Here is a 19,013-nt window from a genome sequence, read left to right as displayed (position 1 = left end):
GACACCCCCCGGCCCGGCCCCGACCCCCACACAACCGAACGCGCTACGCGCACCCCCACCCACCGCACAGGCCGCCGCAGGCAGGCCCCACCACGACCGACACACGACGAGAGGCTGACCGACGTGCAAGACGACCTCCTCGCACGGGCCAGGGCATGGCTGGCCGAGGACCCCGACGCGGACACCCGCGCCGAACTCGCGGGGCTCCTCGACACCGCCGACCACGCCGAGCTGACCGCCCGCTTCTCCGGCACCCTCCAGTTCGGCACCGCCGGCCTGCGCGGCGAACTCGGCGCCGGCCCGATGCGCATGAACCGCTCCGTCGTCATCCGCGCCGCCGCCGGCCTCGCCGCGTACCTGAAGAAGCAGGGGACCCCCCACGGGGACACCGAGGCCGGCCTCGTCGTCATCGGCTACGACGCCCGCCACAAGTCCGAGGACTTCGCCCGCGACACCGCCGCCGTCATGACCGGCGCCGGCCTGCGCGCGGCCGTCCTCCCCCGCCCCCTCCCCACCCCGGTCCTCGCCTTCGCCATCCGGCACCTCGGCGCCGTCGCCGGCGTGGAGGTCACCGCCAGCCACAACCCACCCCGCGACAACGGCTACAAGGTGTACCTGGGCGACGGCTCCCAGATCGTCCCCCCGGCCGACGCCGGCATCGCCGCCGAGATCGACGCCGTACGCTCCCTGAACGACGTCCCCCGCCCCACCACCGGCTGGCAGACCCTCGGCGAAGACGTCCTCGACGCCTACCTCGCCCGCACGGACGCCGTCCTCGCCAAGGACTCCCCCCGCACCGCCCGCACCGTCTACACGGCGATGCACGGCGTCGGCAAGGACACCCTCCTCGCCGCCTTCGCCCGAGCCGGCTTCCCGCGGCCCGTCCTCGTCACCGAGCAGGCCGAGCCCGACCCGGACTTCCCCACCGTCGCCTTCCCCAACCCGGAGGAGCCCGGCGCGATGGACCTCGCCTTCGCGACGGCCCGCGCGACGACCCCCGCCCCCGACCTGGTCATCGCCAACGACCCCGACGCCGACCGCCTCGCCGTGGCAGTCCCCGTCCCCGCCTCCGCCGTCCCCGAAGGGACCGGCCCCGGCTGGCGCATGCTCCGCGGCGACGAGGTCGGCGCCCTCCTCGCCGCCCACCTGGTCGCCCGCGGAGCGCACGGCACGTTCGCGGAGTCGATCGTGTCGTCCTCCCTCCTCGGCCGCGTCGCGGCGAAGGCGAACCTCCCCCACGTCGAGACCCTCACCGGCTTCAAGTGGATCGCCCGCGCCGACGGCCTCCGCTACGGCTACGAGGAAGCCCTCGGCTACTGCGTCGACCCCGAGGGCGTACGCGACAAGGACGGCATCACCGCGGCGCTCCTGATCACGGAGCTGGCCTCCACCCTCAAGGAGGCCGGCCGCACCCTCCTCGACCTCCTGGACGACCTCGCCGTGGAGCACGGCCTGCACGCCACCGACCAGCTCTCGGTCCGCGTCGAGGACCTCTCCGTCATCGCCGCCGCGATGCACCGCCTGCGCGAGCGGCCCCCGGCCGCTCTCGCGGGCCGCCCCGTCACGAAGGCCGAGGACCTCACCAAGGGCACGGACACGCTGCCTCCCACGGACGGCCTGCGCTACACCCTCGACGGTGCCCGGGTGATCGTCCGCCCGAGCGGTACGGAGCCCAAGCTGAAGTGCTACCTGGAGGTGGTCGTCCCGGTCACGGACCGCGCCGGCCTCCCCGCGGCCCGCGCCGAGGCGGAGGAGGTCCTGACGGCCCTCAAGCGGGACCTCTCCACAGCAGCGGGCATCTGACCTTCCGCCCCTCCCGTCACCCCCCTCCCCCCGTCACCCCGTCACCCGCCCGCCACGGGGTGCCCCCAGCCGGGGGCACCCCATCGGGTGACTTCCCGCGCCCCCGCGACCCACCCTCCCCCTCCCCGGCCCCCCTCCGGGCAACGGTGGACCGGAAACCGGACCCCCCAAGGAGCCAGGGAGCCGCCGTGTCCTCGACCGCGCCCAAGACCACCCCCAGCGGACACATCCCCCGCACCCGGCGCCCCCGGACCGACGCCACCCCCACCCCGCCCCCTCGGGGTCACGCCCGCGACCGCGCCCGCGCCCACGCCCGGCGCCTGCTGCGCACCGCGCACCGCGCGGCCCGCCGAGCCGCCCCCGCCCTCGGCGCCTACCTGGCCGTACGCGTCACGGGCCTGCTCGTCCTCGCCGTCTGGGCGCCCCGCCGCCACCAGGACCTCTGGGTGAACCTGGCCGCGCAGTGGGACTCCGACTGGTACCTCGCCATCGCCGACCACGGCTACGACCACGAGCTGGGCACCACACCCAACACCAACAACCTGGCCTTCTTCCCGCTCTACCCGGTGCTGGTCAAGGCGGTGGCCGTCCTCACGCCGGGCACGCGCGCCTCCACCGGTCTCGGCGTCGCCGTGGTCGCCTCCCTCGTCGCGGCGTGGGGCATCTTCGCGGTGGGCGACCGCCTGCACGGCCGCCGCGTCGGTGTCCTGCTCACCACGCTGTGGGCGGCCTTCCCGGTCGGGGCGGTGCAGTGGATGGGCTACACCGAGTCCCTGTTCACGGCCTGCGCGGCCTGGTCGCTGTACGCGGTGCTGACGGGCCGCTGGCTGTGGGCGGCGGGCTTCGCCGTACTGGCGGGCCTGACCCGCCCGACCGGCATCGCCGTGGCCGCGGCGGTCACGGCGACCGCGCTGCTGCACCTGGCCCGGCACCGCACCCTCGCCCCGCGCGTGCTCGCCGCCGCGCTCCTCGCGCCGCTCGGCTGGTGCGCGTACCTCGGCTGGGTGGGCCTGCGCCTGGGCCGCTGGGACGGCTACTTCGCCGTACAGCGGCTCTGGTACAACGAGGTGGACGGCGGCCGGCGCACACTGCACCAGATCCGGTGGCTGCTGTGGCACGACCCGACGCCCCAGCTGTTCCTGGTCGTGGTGACCCTGACGCTGATCGCGTCGGTGGTCCTCTTCGGCCTGTCGGTGGGGGACCGCCAGCCCGCCGCGCTGCTGGTCTTCACGGGCGTCATGCTGGCGATCGTCCTGGGCAGCGGCGGCGTGTACTTCTCCCGGGCCCGCTTCCTGCTCCCGGCCTTCCCCCTGCTGCTGCCCCTGGCCCGGTACCTGTCCCGCGCGTCCCGCCGCCTGCGCGCACTGGCGCTGACGGCGGCGGCCCTGGGCTCGGCGTACTGCGGGGCGTACATGCTCCTGATCTGGTCCGCGGCCCCCTGAAACGCACTCACCCCTGAACGGAGCGCCCACCCCCGAACCCGAGCGCCCGCCTTCCCCCCTCCCCCCGAACCGTCAGCCGATCCCCAGCAGAACCGCGAGCAGCACCGCCCCGACCGCCGCCGGCGCGACGATCTCGTAGGCCCACCGCACCGTCACCTCTCCCTGGGAGGTATTCGCCGGCTTGCGGGCCTCCAGGGTCGCGCGCAGCTCGTCCATGACCTTGTCGGTCTCCGCCCGCACCGGCCCGTCGGCCACCCCCGCACCCCCGTCGGCCCCGAGACCCCCGGCACCTCCGGCACCACCGAGGTCACCCCGCGCACCGCCCCCGCCGAAGCCCCCGAACAGGCCCCCGCGCCCCCGGCCGCCCCCCGCGGCCCGCCGCGCCTCCTGCCGTGCGGCCTTCTTGCGGCCGCGCAGCGAGACGGGGATGGACCACAGCTGGTACTTGTCGCCGGACTCGGTGAAGACCTCGTTGGAGTAGCTGGACCGGAACGAGGCGACCTGCCCCCAGGGCAGCACGATCACCCGGAAGGGATTGCGCACGCGCAGCCGGTCGTCGTCGGCGAAGACGGCGGGCCGCACGGTGTAGGCGACGATGAGCGGCACGAGGAACAGCAGCGCCGCCACGGCCATCCACGGAGTGCGTCCCTCTCCCGCGACCACGGCGTCGATGCCGAGCCACAGGGCGAGGGCGAGCAGCAGGACGCCGCCGGCGAGGCCCGCGGGCGACCGGTAGATCCGGTCCTTGGACACGGGTACCGGCGGCTGCGGCGGTGGTGACTGGGACTCCGGGGTCGTCATGCTGCCGATTGTGCACGACGTAAGGCCCAGGCCCGCAGCCGGTGCCCGCGCACGGAAGAACCGCCCGGGGCTGTACAGCCGCTACGCGCGTAGATATGCTCGCCTGGTGACCATGCCCACCACTGCATCCGCTGCTCCCGCACACGGACTCGCCGACGTCACCGCGTCCGACAGCACCCTGCGCCGCTTCCTTCACGGGCTGCCCGGCGTCGACACGGTCGGCCTGGAGGCGCGCGCCGCCTCGCTCGGCACCCGTTCCATCAAGACCACCGCGAAGGCGTACGCCCTCGACCTCGCCATCTCGATGGTCGACCTGACGACGCTGGAAGGCGCGGACACCCCGGGCAAGGTCCGGGCGCTCGGCGCGAAGGCGGTCCGCCCCGACCCGACCGACCGCTCGGCCCCGTCGACGGCTGCCGTCTGCGTCTATCCCGACATGGTGCCCGCCGCCAAGGCCGCCGTCGCCGGCTCCGGCGTGAAGGTCGCCTCCGTCGCCACCGCGTTCCCGGCGGGCCGCGCCTCGATGGCCGTCAAGCTGGCCGACGTGCGCGAGGCCGTGGCGGCGGGCGCCGACGAGGTCGACATGGTCATCGACCGCGGCGCGTTCCTCGCGGGGAACTACATGAAGGTGTACGACGAGATCACCGCCGTACGGGAGGCCTGCGGCACGTCCGCCCGTCTGAAGGTCATCTTCGAGACCGGCGAGCTGTCGACGTACGACAACATCCGCCGCGCGAGCTGGCTCGGCATGCTGGCGGGCGCCGACTTCATCAAGACGTCCACCGGCAAGGTCGCGGTGAACGCCACGCCCGCCAACACGCTCCTGATGCTGGAGGCGGTCCGGGACTTCCGCGCGCAGACCGGCGTCCAGGTGGGCGTGAAGCCGGCCGGCGGCATCCGCACCGCGAAGGACGCGATCAAGTTCCTGGTCCTGGTCAACGAGACGGCGGGCGAGGACTGGCTGGACAACCACTGGTTCCGCTTCGGCGCGTCCTCGCTCCTGAACGATCTGCTGATGCAGCGCCAGAAGCTGGCCACCGGCCGCTACTCCGGCCCCGACTACGTGACGGTGGACTGATCACCATGGCACCTGTTTTCGAGTACGCTCCGGCGCCCGAGTCCCGCGCGGTCGTCGACATCGCCCCCTCCTACGGCCTGTTCATCGACGGCGAGTTCGCCGAGGCCGCCGACGGCAAGGTCTTCAAGACGGTCTCGCCGTCCACCGAGGAGGTCCTCTCCGAGGTCGCCGAGGCAGGCGAGGCGGACGTCAATCGCGCCGTCGCGGCCGCCCGCAAGGCCTTCGCGAAGTGGTCGACGCTGCCGGGCTCCGAGCGCGCGAAGTACCTCTTCCGCATCGCCCGCGTCATCCAGGAGCGCAGCCGCGAACTCGCGGTCCTGGAGACCCTGGACAACGGCAAGCCGATCAGGGAGACCCGCGACGCGGACCTCCCCCTGGTCGCCGCGCACTTCTTCTACTACGCGGGCTGGGCCGACAAGCTCGACCACGCCGGCTACGGCGCGAACCCGCGCCCCCTCGGCGTCGCGGGCCAGGTCATCCCCTGGAACTTCCCGCTCCTGATGCTGGCGTGGAAGATCGCCCCGGCGCTCGCGACCGGTAACACGGTGGTGCTGAAGCCCGCCGAGACGACCCCCCTGTCCGCCCTGTTCTTCGCGGACGTCTGCCGTCAGGCGGGCCTGCCCAGGGGCGTCGTCAACATCGTCACCGGCGACGGCCGCGCCGGCGCCGCGCTGATCGCCCACCCCGACGTGAACAAGGTCGCCTTCACCGGCTCCACGGCCGTCGGCAAGGAGATCGCGCGCACGGTCGCGGGCACCCGCAAGAAGCTCACCCTGGAGCTGGGCGGCAAGGGCGCGAACATCGTCTTCGACGACGCCCCGATCGACCAGGCCGTCGAGGGCATCGTCAACGGCATCTTCTTCAACCAGGGCCAGGTCTGCTGCGCGGGCTCCCGCCTCCTGGTCCAGGAGTCGGTCCACGACGAGCTGCTGGACTCCCTCAAGCGCCGCCTGTCCACCCTCCGCCTCGGCGACCCGCTGGACAAGAACACCGACATCGGCGCCATCAACTCCGCCGAGCAGCTGGCCCGGATCACCTCCCTCGCCGACCAGGGCGAGGCGGAGGGCGCCGAGCGCTGGTCCCCGGCCTGCGACCTGCCCTCGACCGGCTACTGGTTCGCCCCGACGCTCTTCACCAACGTCACCCAGGCGCACACGGTCGCCCGCGACGAGATCTTCGGCCCGGTCCTGTCCGTCCTCACCTTCCGCACGCCGGACGAGGCGGTCGCCAAGGCCAACAACACGCCGTACGGCCTGTCGGCGGGCATCTGGACGGAGAAAGGCTCGCGCATCCTGGCGGTGGCGAACAAGCTCCGCGCGGGTGTGATCTGGTCCAACACGTTCAACAAGTTCGACCCGACCTCGCCGTTCGGCGGCTACAAGGAGTCGGGCTTCGGCCGCGAGGGCGGCCGCCACGGCCTGGAGGCGTACCTCGATGTCTGAGAAGACGGAGAAGACCGAACCGCGACTGCCGGTCTTCAAGACCTACAAGCTGTACGTCGGCGGGAAGTTCCCGCGTTCCGAGAGCGGCCGGGTGTACGAGGTGACCGACGCAAAGGGCACATGGCTGGCGAACGCCCCGCTCTCCTCCCGCAAGGACGCCCGCGACGCGGTGGTCGCCGCGCGCAAGGCGTTCGGCGGCTGGTCCGGCGCGACGGCGTACAACCGCGGCCAGATCCTGTACCGGATCGCGGAGATGCTGGAGGGCCGCCGCGACCAGTACGTCGCGGAGGTGGCCGGCGCCGAGGGCCTGTCGAAGTCCAGGGCCGCCGCCCAGGTGGACGCGGCGATCGACCGCTGGGTCTGGTACGCGGGCTGGACCGACAAGATCGCCCAGGTGGTCGGCGGCGGCAACCCGGTGGCGGGCCCGTTCTTCAACCTCTCCTCCCCGGAGCCGACCGGCGTCGTGGCCGTCCTGGCCCCGCAGGAGTCGTCCTTCCTCGGCCTGGTCTCGGTCGTCGCCCCGGTGATCGCCACCGGCAACACGGCGGTCGTGGTGGCGTCGGAGAAGTCCCCGCTCCCCGCCCTCTCCCTGGGCGAGGTGCTGGCCAGCTCCGACCTCCCCGGCGGCGTGGTCAACGTCCTGTCCGGCCGTACGGCGGAGATCGCCGCCCCGCTCGCCGCGCACCAGGACGTCAACGCGATCGACCTCACGGGCGCCGACGAGTCGCTCGCGAAGGAGCTGGAGATCGCGGCGGCGGACAACCTGAAGCGCGTCCTTCGTCCACAGCCTGTGGACGAGACCGACTGGTCGGCGACCCCGGGCATCGACCGCATGACGGCGTTCCTGGAGACGAAGACGGTCTGGCACCCGACGGGCGCGCTGGGCGCGTCCGGCTCCTCCTACTGAGGCCCGGCGGGACCCGCGCCCGCGCCCCACGAGACGAGCCGCGCCCTCCCTCCGTCCGGGGTGGGCGCGGCTCTTCGCGTGCCGGGAGCGGGTCTCGCGCGCCGGGCGCGGGCGGCGGCGTCAGCGCAGCAGCTCGGTCGCCTGCCCCAGCACCGGTACGGCGCCGAGCGACCGGGCCTGCGCCACCGGCCCGGTCAGCGCGGTCGAGGTGAGCGGCTGGAAGTCGGCCACCTTCGTGCCGACGCCGTTGTCGAGCGGGTCGACGCCGGTGCCGGCCAGCGGGTTGGGCTTGAGGTCCGCGACCGGGCCGGTGACGAAGCCGACCGTGCCGGTCACCGCCTGGAGGCCCGCCTGCGGATCGATGTTGCCCAGCGAGGTGGGGCGGGTGTGCGCCAGGCCCGCGAGGGTCTCGCCGCCGTCCGCGGAGGCCGTCGCGGCGCCTGCGGCCAGGGCCGCGCCGGCGGTCGCGAGGGCGAACAGGGCGCGCTGGGCGTGCGGGGGGCGGGGGAACGCGTGTCGGGCCATCGCTGCTGCCACCTCTGGGTGTGAGTTGCTACGGACTACCGTGCTAACCGCGCGGACGGTGATCAGGTCACCGCGCACCGTGTCCGCCGTGTGAGGCGCGCTGCAAAGTCGCCCCTCGGGGTCGTACGGCGGCCGGACGATGCCGCACACTGGTGTCCCGTGAGCTCCCATCCGCCCATACCCACGCGAGTCGTGCTGCTCTGCGGCCCGTCCGGCTCCGGCAAGTCCCTCCTCGCCGCCCGCTCCGGTCTTCCGGTGCTGCGGCTCGACGACTTCTACAAGGAGGGCTCCGACCCGACGCTGCCGCTGGTGCCCCTGAGCTCCGACATCGACTGGGACCACCCCGGCTCGTGGGACGCGGACGCCGCCGTCGCCGCCATCACGGAGCTGTGCCGGACGGGCCGTACGCGGGTGCCCGTCTACGACCTCGGGCTCAGCGCCCGCACCGGCGAGGAGAGCGTCGACATCGGGCGGACGCCGCTGTTCCTCGCGGAGGGCATCTTCGCCGCCGAACTCGTGGCCCGCTGCCGGGACCTGGGCGTCCTGGCCGACGCGCTGTGCCTGAGCCGGGGCCCGGTGACGACCTTCCGCCGCCGTTTTTTGCGGGATCTGAAGGAGGGCCGCAAGTCCGTGCCGTTCCTGCTGCGCCGCGGCTGGCGGCTGATGCGGCAGGAGCGGTCGGTCATCGCGCGGCAGACCGCGCTGGGCGCGTACGCCTGCGACCGGGACGAGGCGATGGGCCGGCTGGCGGCCGCCGCCGCGGGACGGTGCGCCACGGCCCGTACGGCGGCCTGAGACCCCCGGGCGACCCCGCACACGCAAGAGCGGGACTGGACGGACCCCCCGGCCCTCCAGTCCCGCTCTCTTCCGCTCCCCCGTGCTTCCCCCGTGTTCCCCGTTCCCCCCGCTGTTCCCCCGTGTCCCCCCGTGGTGCTTCCCCGTGAGTAAGAGCCCGGTCCCCTCCCCCTGATACACCCCGGCTCGAACTTTTTTTCACGGGTTTTTGCGGAGGTCCCCCCGGACCCCCCGACCTTCAGGCGACCAACTCGCCGAAGGCGTCCTCCCGGTCACGGCCGAAGCTGAGGACCTCGTCCTCGCGCAGCCGGCGCAGCGAGCGCCAGATGCTGGACTTCACCGTGCCGACACTGATGTCGAGGATGTCCGCGATCTCCGGGTCCGTACGGCCCTCGTAGTAACGGAGGACCAGCATGGTGCGCTGGAGTTCGGGCAGCCGGGCCAGCGCCTGCCACAGGACCGTGCGCAGTTCCGTGCCGCGCATCGCGTCCGTGTCGCCGGGCGTCTCCGGCAGTTCCTCGGTCGGGTACTCGTTGAGCTTGCGGCGCCGCCAGGCGCTGATGTGCAGGTTGGTCATGGTGCGGCGCAGGTATCCGCCGACCGCGGCCTTGTCGCTGATCCGTTCCCACGCCCGGTAGGTCGAGAACAGCGCGCTCTGCAGCAGGTCCTCGGCCTCGAAACGGTCACCGGTGAGGTGGTAGGCGGTGGCGTACAGGGAGGCGCGCCGTTCCCGGACGTAGGCGGTGAACTCCGCCTCCGACAGCGAACGGCGCTCCCCCTCTGCCTCCCCGTACGCGCTTCCCCCGTGCGTCTCCCCCTGACGCGCGTCGACCACCGCCATGTACGCGGTGTGCTGACGCCCGGTACCGCGAGCGCACCCCCGTCCGCTCACAGCGGCACCGGACTTCTCGGAACCCCGGTGTGCGTGCACGTCGTGCAGACGCGTGATCACTGCGCTGGTGCTGGTGCCCTTCAGCGTGTTCATCTCGCGCCCCCCGTCGTGGACTTCCGGTGTTCGGCCTGCTGTGGTGCGACGTGCTGTACTGCGACGTGCTGTGTTGCCTGTGACGAAAAGCTTGCCGGGGTGACTTCATGGCCGTGTCCGCCGACTGTCACAGAGCTGTCACAGCGATCCTCACCGCTGTCCCACGGTTCCTTCACACGGTCCGGCGGCGGTGCGGACGTTCTTCGGGACCCACAGGTCGTACCGCACCCCCTCCATGGGCCAGAATGAGCCCGTGCCTTCCCTGTTGCTGATCGAGGACGACGACGCCATCCGTACGGCCCTGGAGCTCTCCCTGACCCGCCAGGGCCACCGGGTGGCCACCGCTGCCAGCGGTGAGGACGGTCTGAAGCTGCTGCGCGAGCAGCGGCCGGACCTGATCGTGCTGGACGTGATGCTGCCCGGCATCGACGGTTTCGAGGTGTGCCGCCGCATCCGGCGCACCGACCAGCTGCCGATCATCCTGCTGACCGCGCGCAACGACGACATCGACGTGGTCGTCGGTCTCGAGTCGGGCGCCGACGACTACGTCGTCAAACCCGTCCAGGGCCGGGTGCTGGACGCCCGTATCCGGGCCGTGCTGCGGCGCGGCGAGCGGGAGTCCAGCGACTCGGCGAGCTTCGGCAGCCTGGTGATCGACCGGTCGGCGATGACCGTGACGAAGAACGGCGAGGACCTCCAGCTCACCCCGACCGAGCTGCGGCTGCTGCTCGAACTGAGCCGGCGGCCCGGCCAGGCGCTGTCCCGGCAGCAGTTGCTGCGGCTGGTGTGGGAGCACGACTACCTCGGCGACTCCCGCCTCGTGGACGCCTGTGTGCAGCGGCTGCGCGCCAAGGTCGAGGACGTGCCGTCGTCCCCGACCCTGATCCGTACCGTGCGGGGCGTCGGCTACCGGCTGGATCCGCCTCAGTGACCGAGGAACACCAGGGGGGGTCACGCGGCCTGGCCGCGGTGCGCAAGGGATTCTGGTCCGGGCTGCGCTTCACCAGCCTGCGGCTGCGGCTGGTCCTCGTCTTCGGGCTGGTCGCGCTGACCGCCGCGGTGTCCGCGTCCGGCATCGCGTACTGGCTGAACCGGGAGGCGGTCCTCACCCGCACCCAGGACGCCGTGCTGCGCGACTTCGAGCGGGAGATGCAGAACCGGGCGGGCGCGCTGTCCGAGCACCCCACGCAGGACGAGTTGCAGCACACCGCCGGGCAGATGGCGGGCAGCGGCCAGCGGTTCAGTGTGCTGCTGGTCGCCGAGAACGCCGACGGCGAGACCGTGTACGGCAGTTCCGGGGGCCTCGGCGGCTTCGCGCTGGCCGACGTGCCCCAGTCGCTGCGCACGGCGGTGAACAAGGAGCAGAAGGTCACCTCGGCCAACAAGCACCCGTACCACCTGTACTGGCAGCGGATCACCGAGGACGACACCCCCTACCTGGTGGCCGGCACGAAGGTGATCGGCGGCGGGCCGACCGGCTACATGCTCAAGTCGCTGGAGCCGGAGGCCAAGGACCTGAACTCACTGGCCTGGTCGCTGGGGATCGCCACCGCGCTCGCCCTGCTGGGCTCCGCGCTGCTCGCGCAGGCCCTGGCGACGACCGTGCTGAAGCCGGTGCACCGCCTCGGGGTCGCGGCGCGGCGGCTCGGCGAGGGCAAGCTGGACACCCGGCTGCGCGTGTCCGGCACCGACGAACTGGCCGACCTGTCCCGCACCTTCAACAGCGCCGCCGAGGCGCTGGAGAAGCGGGTGGCGGACATGGCCGGCCGCGAGCAGGCCTCCCGGCGCTTCGTCGCGGACATGAGCCATGAACTGCGTACGCCGCTGACGGCGCTCACCGCGGTGACGGAGGTGCTGGAGGAGGAGCTGGAGTTCGCGGGCGAGGGCGAGGGCGGCAGCTTCGACCCGATGGTCGAGCCCGCCGTCCGGCTGGTGGTCAGCGAGACGCGGCGGCTGAACGACCTGGTGGAGAACCTGATGGAGGTCACCCGCTTCGACGCGGGCACCGCCCGGCTGGTCCTGGACGACGTCGACGTCGCCGACCAGATCACCGCCTGCGTCGACGCCCGCGCCTGGCTGGACGCCGTCGACCTGGACGCCGAGCGCGGCATCCACGCCCGGCTCGACCCGCGCCGGCTGGACGTGATCCTGGCCAACCTGATCGGCAACGCGCTCAAGCACGGCGGATCGCCGGTCAGGGTGTCGGTCGCGCGGGCGGACGACGAGGTGGTCATCCGGGTGCGCGACCACGGGCCCGGCATCCCCGAGGACGTCCTGCCGCACGTCTTCGACCGCTTCTACAAGGCGAGCGCCTCCCGGCCGCGCTCCGAGGGCAGCGGGCTCGGCCTGTCCATCGCCCTGGAGAACGCGCACATCCACGGCGGTGGGATCACCGCCGAGAACTCTCCCGAGGGCGGCGCGGTGTTCACGCTGCGGCTGCCGCAGGACCCGTCCGAGCCGCCGGAGGAGGACGCCGACGACGCCGGGGACGCCTCGGGGGACGGGAACGGCAAGGGCACGGACGCGAAGGGACAGGCCTGATGACCGTACGCCGCCTGACGGCGCTTCCCGGGCCGGCCGTACTGGTCGCGGCGGCCGTGCTGCTGACCGGGTGCGGCATCCGGGCCACGGAGGTGCCCACGGACTACGGTCCGGCGCCGTCGCGGGTGCGCTGCTCGCTCGCCGGGCCGGACCTGTCGACGCAGGGCGCGCCGGGGGTGCCGGTGCGGATGTTCCTGCTGTGCGGCTCGTCGCTGGTGGCCGTGGACCGGACGGTGCGGGTGCCGGACGGGTCGGCGGACTCCGAGCGGCGGGTGCTGCTGGCGCAGGGGCTGCTGGACCGGCTCGCGGCGCCGCCGTCGGCCGCGGAGAAGGAGGCCGGGTACACCACGGACGTACGCGGCCCGATCACGGTGAGCGGGCCGCGCCCCGGCGACCCCGAGGACACGCTGCGCCTCGGCACCGCCCCGGACGACCTCTCCTCGTACGCCCTCGCCCAGGTCGTGTGCACGTTCTCCGACTCGGCCGCGGGCGAGGGCGACGGCTCCGTGGTCCTCGCCGGTCCCGCCGACCGGCCCGCGCGCCGCTACGCCTGCACGGACGAGGTCCGCGCCCGGCCGGGCAGCAACGAACCGCCCTCCACCGAGGTCGCCGACGGCTGACGGCAGGGGCGCCGGGGCGGCACCGGGGGCCGTGTGGCGCAAGCCTCACCCTCGCGGGGGAGAGGCCGGAACCGAGTGCGGCGGCGGCCGCGTCTAGGGGGACGTGCAGCGTCATGGGTTCCCCGGCGGCAGCGTCGCGCTCCGCATCCGTGCGACAGGAAGCGTCTTCCTGGTCGCACACCTCGTGTTCGTCGCCTGGTACACGCTGCGCCCGCTGGACGTCCCCTGGGTGCTGCCGCCCAACCTGCGGCCGTTCGACGGGATCCGCGCCGACCTCGCGCTCGGCTGGCCCGCCGCGGTGATGGCGCTCGGCGGGTCGCTCGCGCTGCTGGCGCCGCTGGGCGTCCTGCTGCCGATGGCGGGCGGCCGGCTGGCCGTCTCGCCGCTGGCCTCGCTGCTGCGCACCACGGCCGCGGCCGCCCTGCTGTCGCTGGGCATCGAACTGCTGCAGACCGGGGTGCCCGGTCAGCTCGTGGACGTCGACTCGCTGCTGCTGAACACGCTGGGCGTGGCCCTGGTGCACCTCGCCCTCGTCCCGGCGGGGCGGGCCCGGCTCCGTCGCAGGTCCGAGCCCGGAACGCGGGAGGACCTCCCCCGGGACGAGCCCGCTCAGGGTCGGACCCCGACGATTCCCAGGGTCGGTATCGCCCCGTAGAGCGACGCTTTGCGCCGTTCGTCTCCGTAGCGTGGAGGGCAGATGAAGGGGAAGCCGATCGGCGGACCCACCACACGCTGACGAAGGAGCCGCGATGTCCCGCCTCGCCCGCCCCACCCACGGCCGCATGATCGGCGGAGTGTGCGCCGCGCTGGCCCGGCGCTTCGGCACCTCCACCACCACGATGCGGGTGATCTTCCTGGTCTCCTGCCTGCTGCCCGGCCCGCAGTTCCTGCTCTACGCCGCCCTGTGGCTGCTGTTGCCGTCCGAGGAGAAGGCCGCCCGTACGGCCTGGTGACGGGCCCGAGGACCCCACCCCCCCGCCTCCCTCTGGTACACGAAGGGGCGCACCCGGTGACTCCGGGTGCGCCCCTTCGGCGCGTGGGGAGGCGCGAGGTCAGCCGCGCGAGGTCAGCCGCCGATCGGGAGGCCGTTGACCGGCAGGCCCTTGGTGGGCAGACCCTTGGCGGGCAGACCGCCGAGCAGGCCGGCCACCGGCTTGGTCGGGCCGTTGGAGAGCTGCTCGTCGAGAACCTGCTCGACGACCGGCTGCGCGGCGGTCAGACCCGTGCCGGAGACGTGGCGGCCCTGCTCCAGCACGTTGCCCGCGCCGGGCACGACCTGGGAGACGGTCTCCGCGGGGAGCGTGCGGACGACGGAGTCCACCGTCTGGGCGGTGTCCGGCAGCGCGGGGGCCGCGGTGGCCGCGTTGGCCGCTCCCGCGCCGGCGGCGGCGAAGGCGGCACCGAGGGCGGCGACACCGAGGGTCTTGGCAGCAGACTGCTTCATGAAATGCGTCCTCGAAATGGATGACGGGGATGTGAGCGGTCCTCGACCGTAAACACGCGGCCCCCCTCCCGGCAAACATCGAAATGCGGACGGATTGTGAAAGGCCGTCCGCGTTTCCGTATTATCGTCACCCCTCGCTCAGACACCACCCTCGGAAAAACCGCTGGTAGAGGCGGTGTGCTGGAACAGCCATTCGGATTTGAGTTCCGCGTATCCGGGCTTCACGACGTCATTGATCATGGCCAGTCGTTCATCGAAAGGAATGAACGCTGATTTCATCGCATTGACGGAGAACCACTGCAAGTCGTCGAGCGTGTAACCGAACGCGTCGACAAGGTGCTCGAATTCCCGGCTCATGCTCGTGTGGGACATCAGCCGATTGTCGGTGTTGACGGTCGCGCGGAAGTGCAGGCGGCGCAGCAGGCCGATCGGATGCTCGGCGTACGAGTCGGCGGCGCCGGTCTGGAGGTTGGAGCTGGGGCACAGCTCCAGCGGGATGCGCTTGTCCCGCACGTAGGAGGCGAGCCGCCCCAGCTTGACCGTGCCGTCCTCGTGGACCTGGATGTCGTCGACGATGCGCACGCCGTGCCCGAGCCGGTCGGCGCCGCACCACTGGAGGGCCTGCCAGATGGACGGCAGCCCGAACGCCTCGCCGGCGTGGATGGTGAAGTGGTTGTTCTCGCGCTTGAGGTACTCGAAGGCGTCCAGGTGGCGGGTGGGCGGGTGGCCGGCCTCGGCGCCCGCGATGTCGAAGCCGACGACGCCCAGGTCGCGGTAGCGGTTGGCGAGTTCGGCGATCTCCAGGGAACGGGCGGCGTGCCGCATCGCGGTGAGCAGGGCGCCGACCCGGATGCGGTGGCCGCCCTCCCGTGCGCGCCGCTCGCCCTCCCGGAAGCCCTCGTTGACGGCCTCGACGACCTGTTCCAGGGTCAGCCCCCGCTCGAGGTGCTGCTCGGGGGCGTACCGCACCTCGGCGTAGACGACGCCGTCCTCGGCGAGGTCCTCGGCGCACTCGGCGGCGACCCGGACCAGCGCGTCCCGGGTCTGCAGGACGCCGACGGTGTGCGAGAAGGTCTCCAGGTACCGCTCCAGGGACCCGGAGTCGGCGGCCTGGCGGAACCAGGTGCCGAGCCGGTCGGCGTCGGTCTCGGGGAGGCCCTCGTAGCCGGTCTCCCGGGCGAGTTCGACGACGGTGCCGGGCCGCAGCCCGCCGTCGAGGTGGTCGTGCAGCAGAACCTTCGGCGCCCGGCGGATCTGGTCCGGCGTCGGAGTCCTCGCGGCGCTCTGCGCGGTGCTCTGGCTCGTCATCTCCCCACTGTATTTCCTACGCGCGTAGAACGCCGGGTGAATGCGCGGACCCGTCAAGTGGCGGCCCGGTGTACGGATCCGTCGATATGTAACGGTGACTGCGAGGACGGGTGGCGTACACCCGGTCTTCTGAGAATGTTCTGCCATGGCACAGCAAGCGACGCCGGTCCGTCGGGCCCGGCTGGGGCGAACGCTCGGTCCGGAGGGGACGGCGGTGAGCGGCGTGGTGCTGCTGCTGCCCGCGGGCGACGAGGTCTCCGGCCGCAGGCCGTCACCGTTGCTGGCGACCGCGTCCGTACGCGCGTTGGGGCGGCGGCTCACGCGCGCGGGGCGGGACGAGGGGCTGGCCGCGCATGTCGTGCACTACCGCTACCGCGGCTGGAACGGCGCGGAGGCGCACCTCGCGCGGGACGCCGACTGGGCAGCCGACGAGGCCGTACGGCGCTACGGCGACGTCCCCCTCTGCCTGGTCGGCATCGGGATGGGCGGGCGGGCCGCGCTGCGCGCGGGCGGGCACGAGGCCGTCAACGCGGTGCTGGCGATCGCCCCTTGGCTGCCCGACGAGGACGTGGCCGCGCCACCCGAACCGGTGAAGCAGCTCGCCGGCCGCCGGGTGCTGATCGTGCACGGCACGAACGACGAGCGCAGCGACCCCGAGCTGTCGTTCCGGCTGGCGGCCCGGGCGAAGAAGACGAACCGCGAGGTCTGCCGGTTCGAAGTGCACTCCGACGGCCACGGCTTGCGGCACTACCGCGACGAGGTCGCCGCCCTCGCCGAGGACTTCGTGATGGGCGCGCTGTTCGGGCACGCCTTCGCGCGTCCGGTGGAGGACGCGCTGGCCGCTCCCCCTCCGCTCGGGCTGCGGATGCCGCTGGCGGTGGGGTTCGGGAAGTCGCTGCGACGGTAGGGGCGTCGCGAAGTCGCTGCGGCGGTAGAGGCGTCGGCGGGGGCGCCGTGCGCGGATGGCGGGCCGGGGTCAGGACGGGAGCAGGTGGCCCCGCCTCGACAGCAGGAACTTCTTGAACGCCGCCACCGGGGGCGTGTCCGTGCGCCCCGCCAGCCAGGCCACGCCGATCTCGCGCGCCGCGCGGGGGGCGGTCACCGTCAGCTCGACGACGCCGGGGCGGGGCACGGCGGGCGGCGGCAGCAGGGCGACGCCGAGGCCCGCCGCGACCAGGCCGCGCAGCGTCTCCGCCTCCTCGCCCTCGAAGGCCACCCTGGGCCGGAAACCGGCCTCCTTGCACAGGGCGTCGGTGATGCGCCGCAGGCCGTAGCCGGGCTCCAGGGTCACGAAGTTCTCGTCGGCGGCCTCGGCGAGGCGGATGCGCCGCCGGGCGGCCAGCGGATGGTCGGCGGGCACGACCAGGCGCAGCTTCTGCTCGTCCAGGCGGCGGGCGACCAGGTCGGGGGCGTCCGGGACCGGGGAGGTCAGGCAGAGGTCCAGCTCACCGGCGCGCAGGCGCTCCAGCATGGCCTCGCCGTAGTTCTGGACCAGGCTGAAGCGGACGCGGGGGTGGTCGGCGCGGAAGGCGTGCAGCAGGCCGGGGACGGTCTCGGCGCCCATGGTGTGCAGGAAGCCGAAGGCGACCTTGCCGGTGGCCGGGTCGGCGTCCGCGCGGACCTCGTCGGCGGCGCGCTCGACCTCGGCGAGGGCGCGTTCCACGGACTGGAGGAAGGTGCGCCCGGCGACGGTCAGCGCGAGCGTGCGCCCGCGGCGGACGAACAGGTCGACGCCGAGGTCCGCCTCGAGCCGGACGAGGGCGCGGGAGAGGGTCGACTGGGGGACGTTCATCTCCTGCGCGGCGCGGGTGACGTGCTCGGTGCGGGCCACTCCGGCGAAGTGCGCGAGGCGGGGCGCGAGCAGCGCGACGATGTCTTCCGTGTCACCGGACGGTGACAGGCGGGCCTGTGAGCTTGGCTGATGCACCATGGGAACGATTATGGCCATTCTATGCATTGGACGGATGAGTCGAGGGCTTCGTACGGTCCCGGTATGACTCCCGCCGATACCGGGGCGTCCACCACCGTGGGCGCCGCCGCACCCGTCACCACCCCCGACGCCTCCGACGCCCGCGACACCCGTATGACCCCGGGCGGCCCCGGTTACCGCCGGATGAGTCTCGCCCTCTTCCTCGCGGGCGTCGCGACCTTCGCGCTGCTGTACTCCACCCAGGCCCTGCTGCCGCTGATCTCGGGCGACATGGGCGTCACGGCGAGCGACGCGAGCTGGACGGTGGCCGCCGCGACCGGCGGTCTCGCGGTGTTCGTGCTGCCGATGAGCGCCCTGTCGGAGCGTTTCGGACGGCGTACGGTCATGACGGCGTCGCTGGCGGTCGCGGTGACCGTCGGGCTGCTGGTCCCCTTCGCCCCGTCGCTGCCGGCGCTGGTCGCGCTGCGCGCGGTGCAGGGCGCGGCGCTGGCCGGGCTGCCGGCCTCGGCGACGGCGTACCTGGCGGAGGAGGTCACGCCGCGGGCGCTGGTCACCGCGATCGGCCTGTTCGTCGCGGGCAACAGCGTCGGCGGGATGAGCGGCCGGGTCATCACCGGCTGGGTCGCGCAGGAGTGGGGCTGGCGGATCGCCGTCGGGGTGATCGGCGTGGTCGCGGTGGCGTGCGCGGTGGCCTTCCGGATGCTGCTGCCGGCGCCGAAGCACTTCACCCCGGGCTCGCTGCGCCCGCGGGTCCTGGTCCGCACGGTCCGCGACCACCTCGCCGACCCGCTGCTGCGGCGCCTGTACGCGATCGGCGCGCTGTTCATGACGGTGTTCGGCGGCGTCTACACGGTGATCGGCTACCGCTTGGCGGAGGCACCCTTCTCGCTCCCGCAGGGTCTGATCGGCTCGGTCTTCCTGGTCTACCTGGTGGGCACGGTCTCGGCGTCGACGGCGGGCCGCCTGGTGGGCCGCCTGGGCCGGCGCGGGGCGCTGTACCTGGGCGGCGGCACGACGGCGGCGGGTCTGCTGCTGTCCCTGGCGCCCTCGCTGCCGCTGGTCCTGCTGGGCCTGGTGCTGATCACGGCGGGCTTCTTCGCCGGGCACGCGGTGGCCTCGTCGGCGGTCGGCAAGACGGCCCGGCACGGGCGGGCCCAGGCGTCGGCGCTCTACCAGTCCGCGTACTACGTCGGTTCCAGCGCGGGCAGCACGGCGGGCGCGGTGGCCTTCCACTCCGGCGGCTGGGCCGGGACGGTCGGGGTGGGGCTGCTGGCGGTGCTGGGCGTCGTGGCGATCACGGTGACCGGGACGCTGGCGGCGCGCCGCACGGCGGCGGCGGGGACGCCGGCCCGGGCCTGATCCGCGGGGCTCCCCGTCCTCCGGGTGGGCCCG

19 protein-coding genes are annotated in these 19,013 nt (G+C 73.3%); 13 read left to right on the top strand and 6 right to left on the bottom strand.

Features of this window, described 5'->3' with window-relative positions:
• Positions 1-123: 123 nt before the first annotated feature.
• Positions 124-1,803 (top strand): phospho-sugar mutase, encoded by a 1,680-nt coding sequence (locus tag ACFIF2_RS10170; protein WP_395572205.1) that lies wholly within the window; start codon positions 124-126, stop codon positions 1,801-1,803.
• 188 nt (positions 1,804-1,991) lie between these two features.
• The gene (locus ACFIF2_RS10165; RefSeq protein WP_395572204.1) at positions 1,992-3,245 is read left to right on the top strand and encodes a hypothetical protein; all 1,254 of its coding nucleotides are present in this window, start codon (positions 1,992-1,994) and stop codon (positions 3,243-3,245) included.
• Between the two features lie 72 nt (positions 3,246-3,317).
• On the opposite strand, the gene ACFIF2_RS10160 is transcribed toward ACFIF2_RS10165, so the two are convergent.
• Entirely contained in the window at positions 3,318-4,046 is a 729-nt protein-coding gene (locus ACFIF2_RS10160; RefSeq protein ID WP_395572203.1) for a PH domain-containing protein, read from the bottom strand.
• Between the two features lie 112 nt (positions 4,047-4,158).
• On the opposite strand from ACFIF2_RS10160, the gene deoC reads away from it, so the two are divergent.
• The 3 genes from deoC to ACFIF2_RS10145 are packed head-to-tail and all read left to right on the top strand — an operon-like array spanning position 4,159 to position 7,473.
• Positions 4,159-5,124 carry a deoxyribose-phosphate aldolase gene (gene deoC / locus ACFIF2_RS10155; protein ID WP_395572215.1) on the top strand — a complete coding sequence of 322 codons (966 nt, stop codon included), beginning with the start codon at positions 4,159-4,161 and terminating at the stop codon, positions 5,122-5,124.
• Between the two features lie 5 nt (positions 5,125-5,129).
• On the top strand, positions 5,130-6,566 hold the full coding sequence (locus ACFIF2_RS10150) for an aldehyde dehydrogenase family protein (protein ID WP_395572202.1): 1,437 nt from the start codon (positions 5,130-5,132) through the stop codon (positions 6,564-6,566).
• The gene (locus tag ACFIF2_RS10145) at positions 6,559-7,473 is read left to right on the top strand and encodes an aldehyde dehydrogenase family protein (protein WP_395572201.1); all 915 of its coding nucleotides are present in this window, start codon (positions 6,559-6,561) and stop codon (positions 7,471-7,473) included. The genes ACFIF2_RS10150 and ACFIF2_RS10145 overlap by 8 nt, the downstream gene beginning before the upstream one ends.
• Positions 7,474-7,593: 120 nt before the next feature.
• Here the strand turns inward: ACFIF2_RS10145 and ACFIF2_RS10140 are convergent, their stop codons facing one another.
• Complete coding sequence (locus ACFIF2_RS10140; protein ID WP_395572200.1) at positions 7,594-7,998, bottom strand: hypothetical protein; 405 nt, start codon at positions 7,996-7,998, stop codon at positions 7,594-7,596.
• A gap of 159 nt (positions 7,999-8,157) precedes the next feature.
• Between ACFIF2_RS10140 and ACFIF2_RS10135 the strand changes: the two genes are divergently transcribed.
• A complete protein-coding gene (locus ACFIF2_RS10135) occupies positions 8,158-8,793 on the top strand; it encodes a uridine kinase (protein ID WP_395572199.1) in 636 nt (211 codons plus the stop codon).
• Positions 8,794-9,031: 238 nt separating this feature from the next.
• On the opposite strand, the gene ACFIF2_RS10130 is transcribed toward ACFIF2_RS10135, so the two are convergent.
• Complete coding sequence (locus ACFIF2_RS10130) at positions 9,032-9,778, bottom strand: SigE family RNA polymerase sigma factor (protein WP_395572198.1); 747 nt, start codon at positions 9,776-9,778, stop codon at positions 9,032-9,034.
• Between the two features lie 253 nt (positions 9,779-10,031).
• Here ACFIF2_RS10130 and afsQ1 point away from each other — a divergent pair, with 253 nt between their 5' ends.
• The 5 genes from afsQ1 (at position 10,032) to ACFIF2_RS10105 (ending at position 13,892) form a co-directional block, all read left to right on the top strand.
• Positions 10,032-10,709, top strand: coding sequence for a two-component system response regulator AfsQ1 (afsQ1, locus tag ACFIF2_RS10125; RefSeq protein ID WP_029394402.1), 678 nt, complete (start codon positions 10,032-10,034; stop codon positions 10,707-10,709).
• Positions 10,706-12,319, top strand: a complete 1,614-nt coding sequence (locus tag ACFIF2_RS10120) for an ATP-binding protein (protein ID WP_395572197.1) — start codon at positions 10,706-10,708, stop codon at positions 12,317-12,319. The genes afsQ1 and ACFIF2_RS10120 overlap by 4 nt, the downstream gene beginning before the upstream one ends.
• Positions 12,319-12,939, top strand: coding sequence for a hypothetical protein (locus ACFIF2_RS10115; RefSeq protein WP_395572196.1), 621 nt, complete (start codon positions 12,319-12,321; stop codon positions 12,937-12,939). Before ACFIF2_RS10120 ends, ACFIF2_RS10115 begins: the two co-directional genes overlap by 1 nt.
• A 103-nt stretch (positions 12,940-13,042) precedes the next feature.
• Positions 13,043-13,594, top strand: a complete 552-nt coding sequence (locus tag ACFIF2_RS10110) for a VanZ family protein (RefSeq protein WP_395572195.1) — start codon at positions 13,043-13,045, stop codon at positions 13,592-13,594.
• Between the two features lie 94 nt (positions 13,595-13,688).
• Entirely contained in the window at positions 13,689-13,892 is a 204-nt protein-coding gene (locus tag ACFIF2_RS10105) for a PspC domain-containing protein (RefSeq protein WP_395572194.1), read from the top strand.
• Positions 13,893-14,005: 113 nt separating this feature from the next.
• Here the strand turns inward: ACFIF2_RS10105 and ACFIF2_RS10100 are convergent, their stop codons facing one another.
• Positions 14,006-14,383 carry an ATP-binding protein gene (locus ACFIF2_RS10100; RefSeq protein WP_395572193.1) on the bottom strand — a complete coding sequence of 126 codons (378 nt, stop codon included), beginning with the start codon at positions 14,381-14,383 and terminating at the stop codon, positions 14,006-14,008.
• Positions 14,384-14,521: 138 nt separating this feature from the next.
• The gene (locus ACFIF2_RS10095) at positions 14,522-15,691 is read right to left on the bottom strand and encodes an adenosine deaminase (RefSeq protein ID WP_395572192.1); all 1,170 of its coding nucleotides are present in this window, start codon (positions 15,689-15,691) and stop codon (positions 14,522-14,524) included.
• A 145-nt stretch (positions 15,692-15,836) separates the two neighbouring features.
• Here ACFIF2_RS10095 and ACFIF2_RS10090 point away from each other — a divergent pair, with 145 nt between their 5' ends.
• On the top strand, positions 15,837-16,598 hold the full coding sequence (locus tag ACFIF2_RS10090) for an alpha/beta hydrolase (RefSeq protein WP_395572191.1): 762 nt from the start codon (positions 15,837-15,839) through the stop codon (positions 16,596-16,598).
• A 69-nt stretch (positions 16,599-16,667) separates the two neighbouring features.
• On the opposite strand, the gene ACFIF2_RS10085 is transcribed toward ACFIF2_RS10090, so the two are convergent.
• Positions 16,668-17,621: a LysR substrate-binding domain-containing protein gene (locus tag ACFIF2_RS10085; RefSeq protein WP_395572190.1), complete on the bottom strand. Its 954-nt coding sequence runs from the start codon at positions 17,619-17,621 to the stop codon at positions 16,668-16,670.
• A gap of 63 nt (positions 17,622-17,684) precedes the next feature.
• Here ACFIF2_RS10085 and ACFIF2_RS10080 point away from each other — a divergent pair, with 63 nt between their 5' ends.
• The gene (locus tag ACFIF2_RS10080; protein ID WP_395572189.1) at positions 17,685-18,980 is read left to right on the top strand and encodes an MFS transporter; all 1,296 of its coding nucleotides are present in this window, start codon (positions 17,685-17,687) and stop codon (positions 18,978-18,980) included.
• Positions 18,981-19,013 lie beyond the last annotated feature (33 nt).

Origin of the sequence: Streptomyces sp. BK79 (genome assembly GCF_044142145.1) — a bacterium.
Taxonomy (GTDB): Bacteria; Actinomycetota; Actinomycetes; order Streptomycetales; family Streptomycetaceae; genus Streptomyces.
The sequence above is the reverse complement of the archived record's forward strand: the minus strand, read 5'-3'. Positions and strand labels throughout refer to the sequence as shown.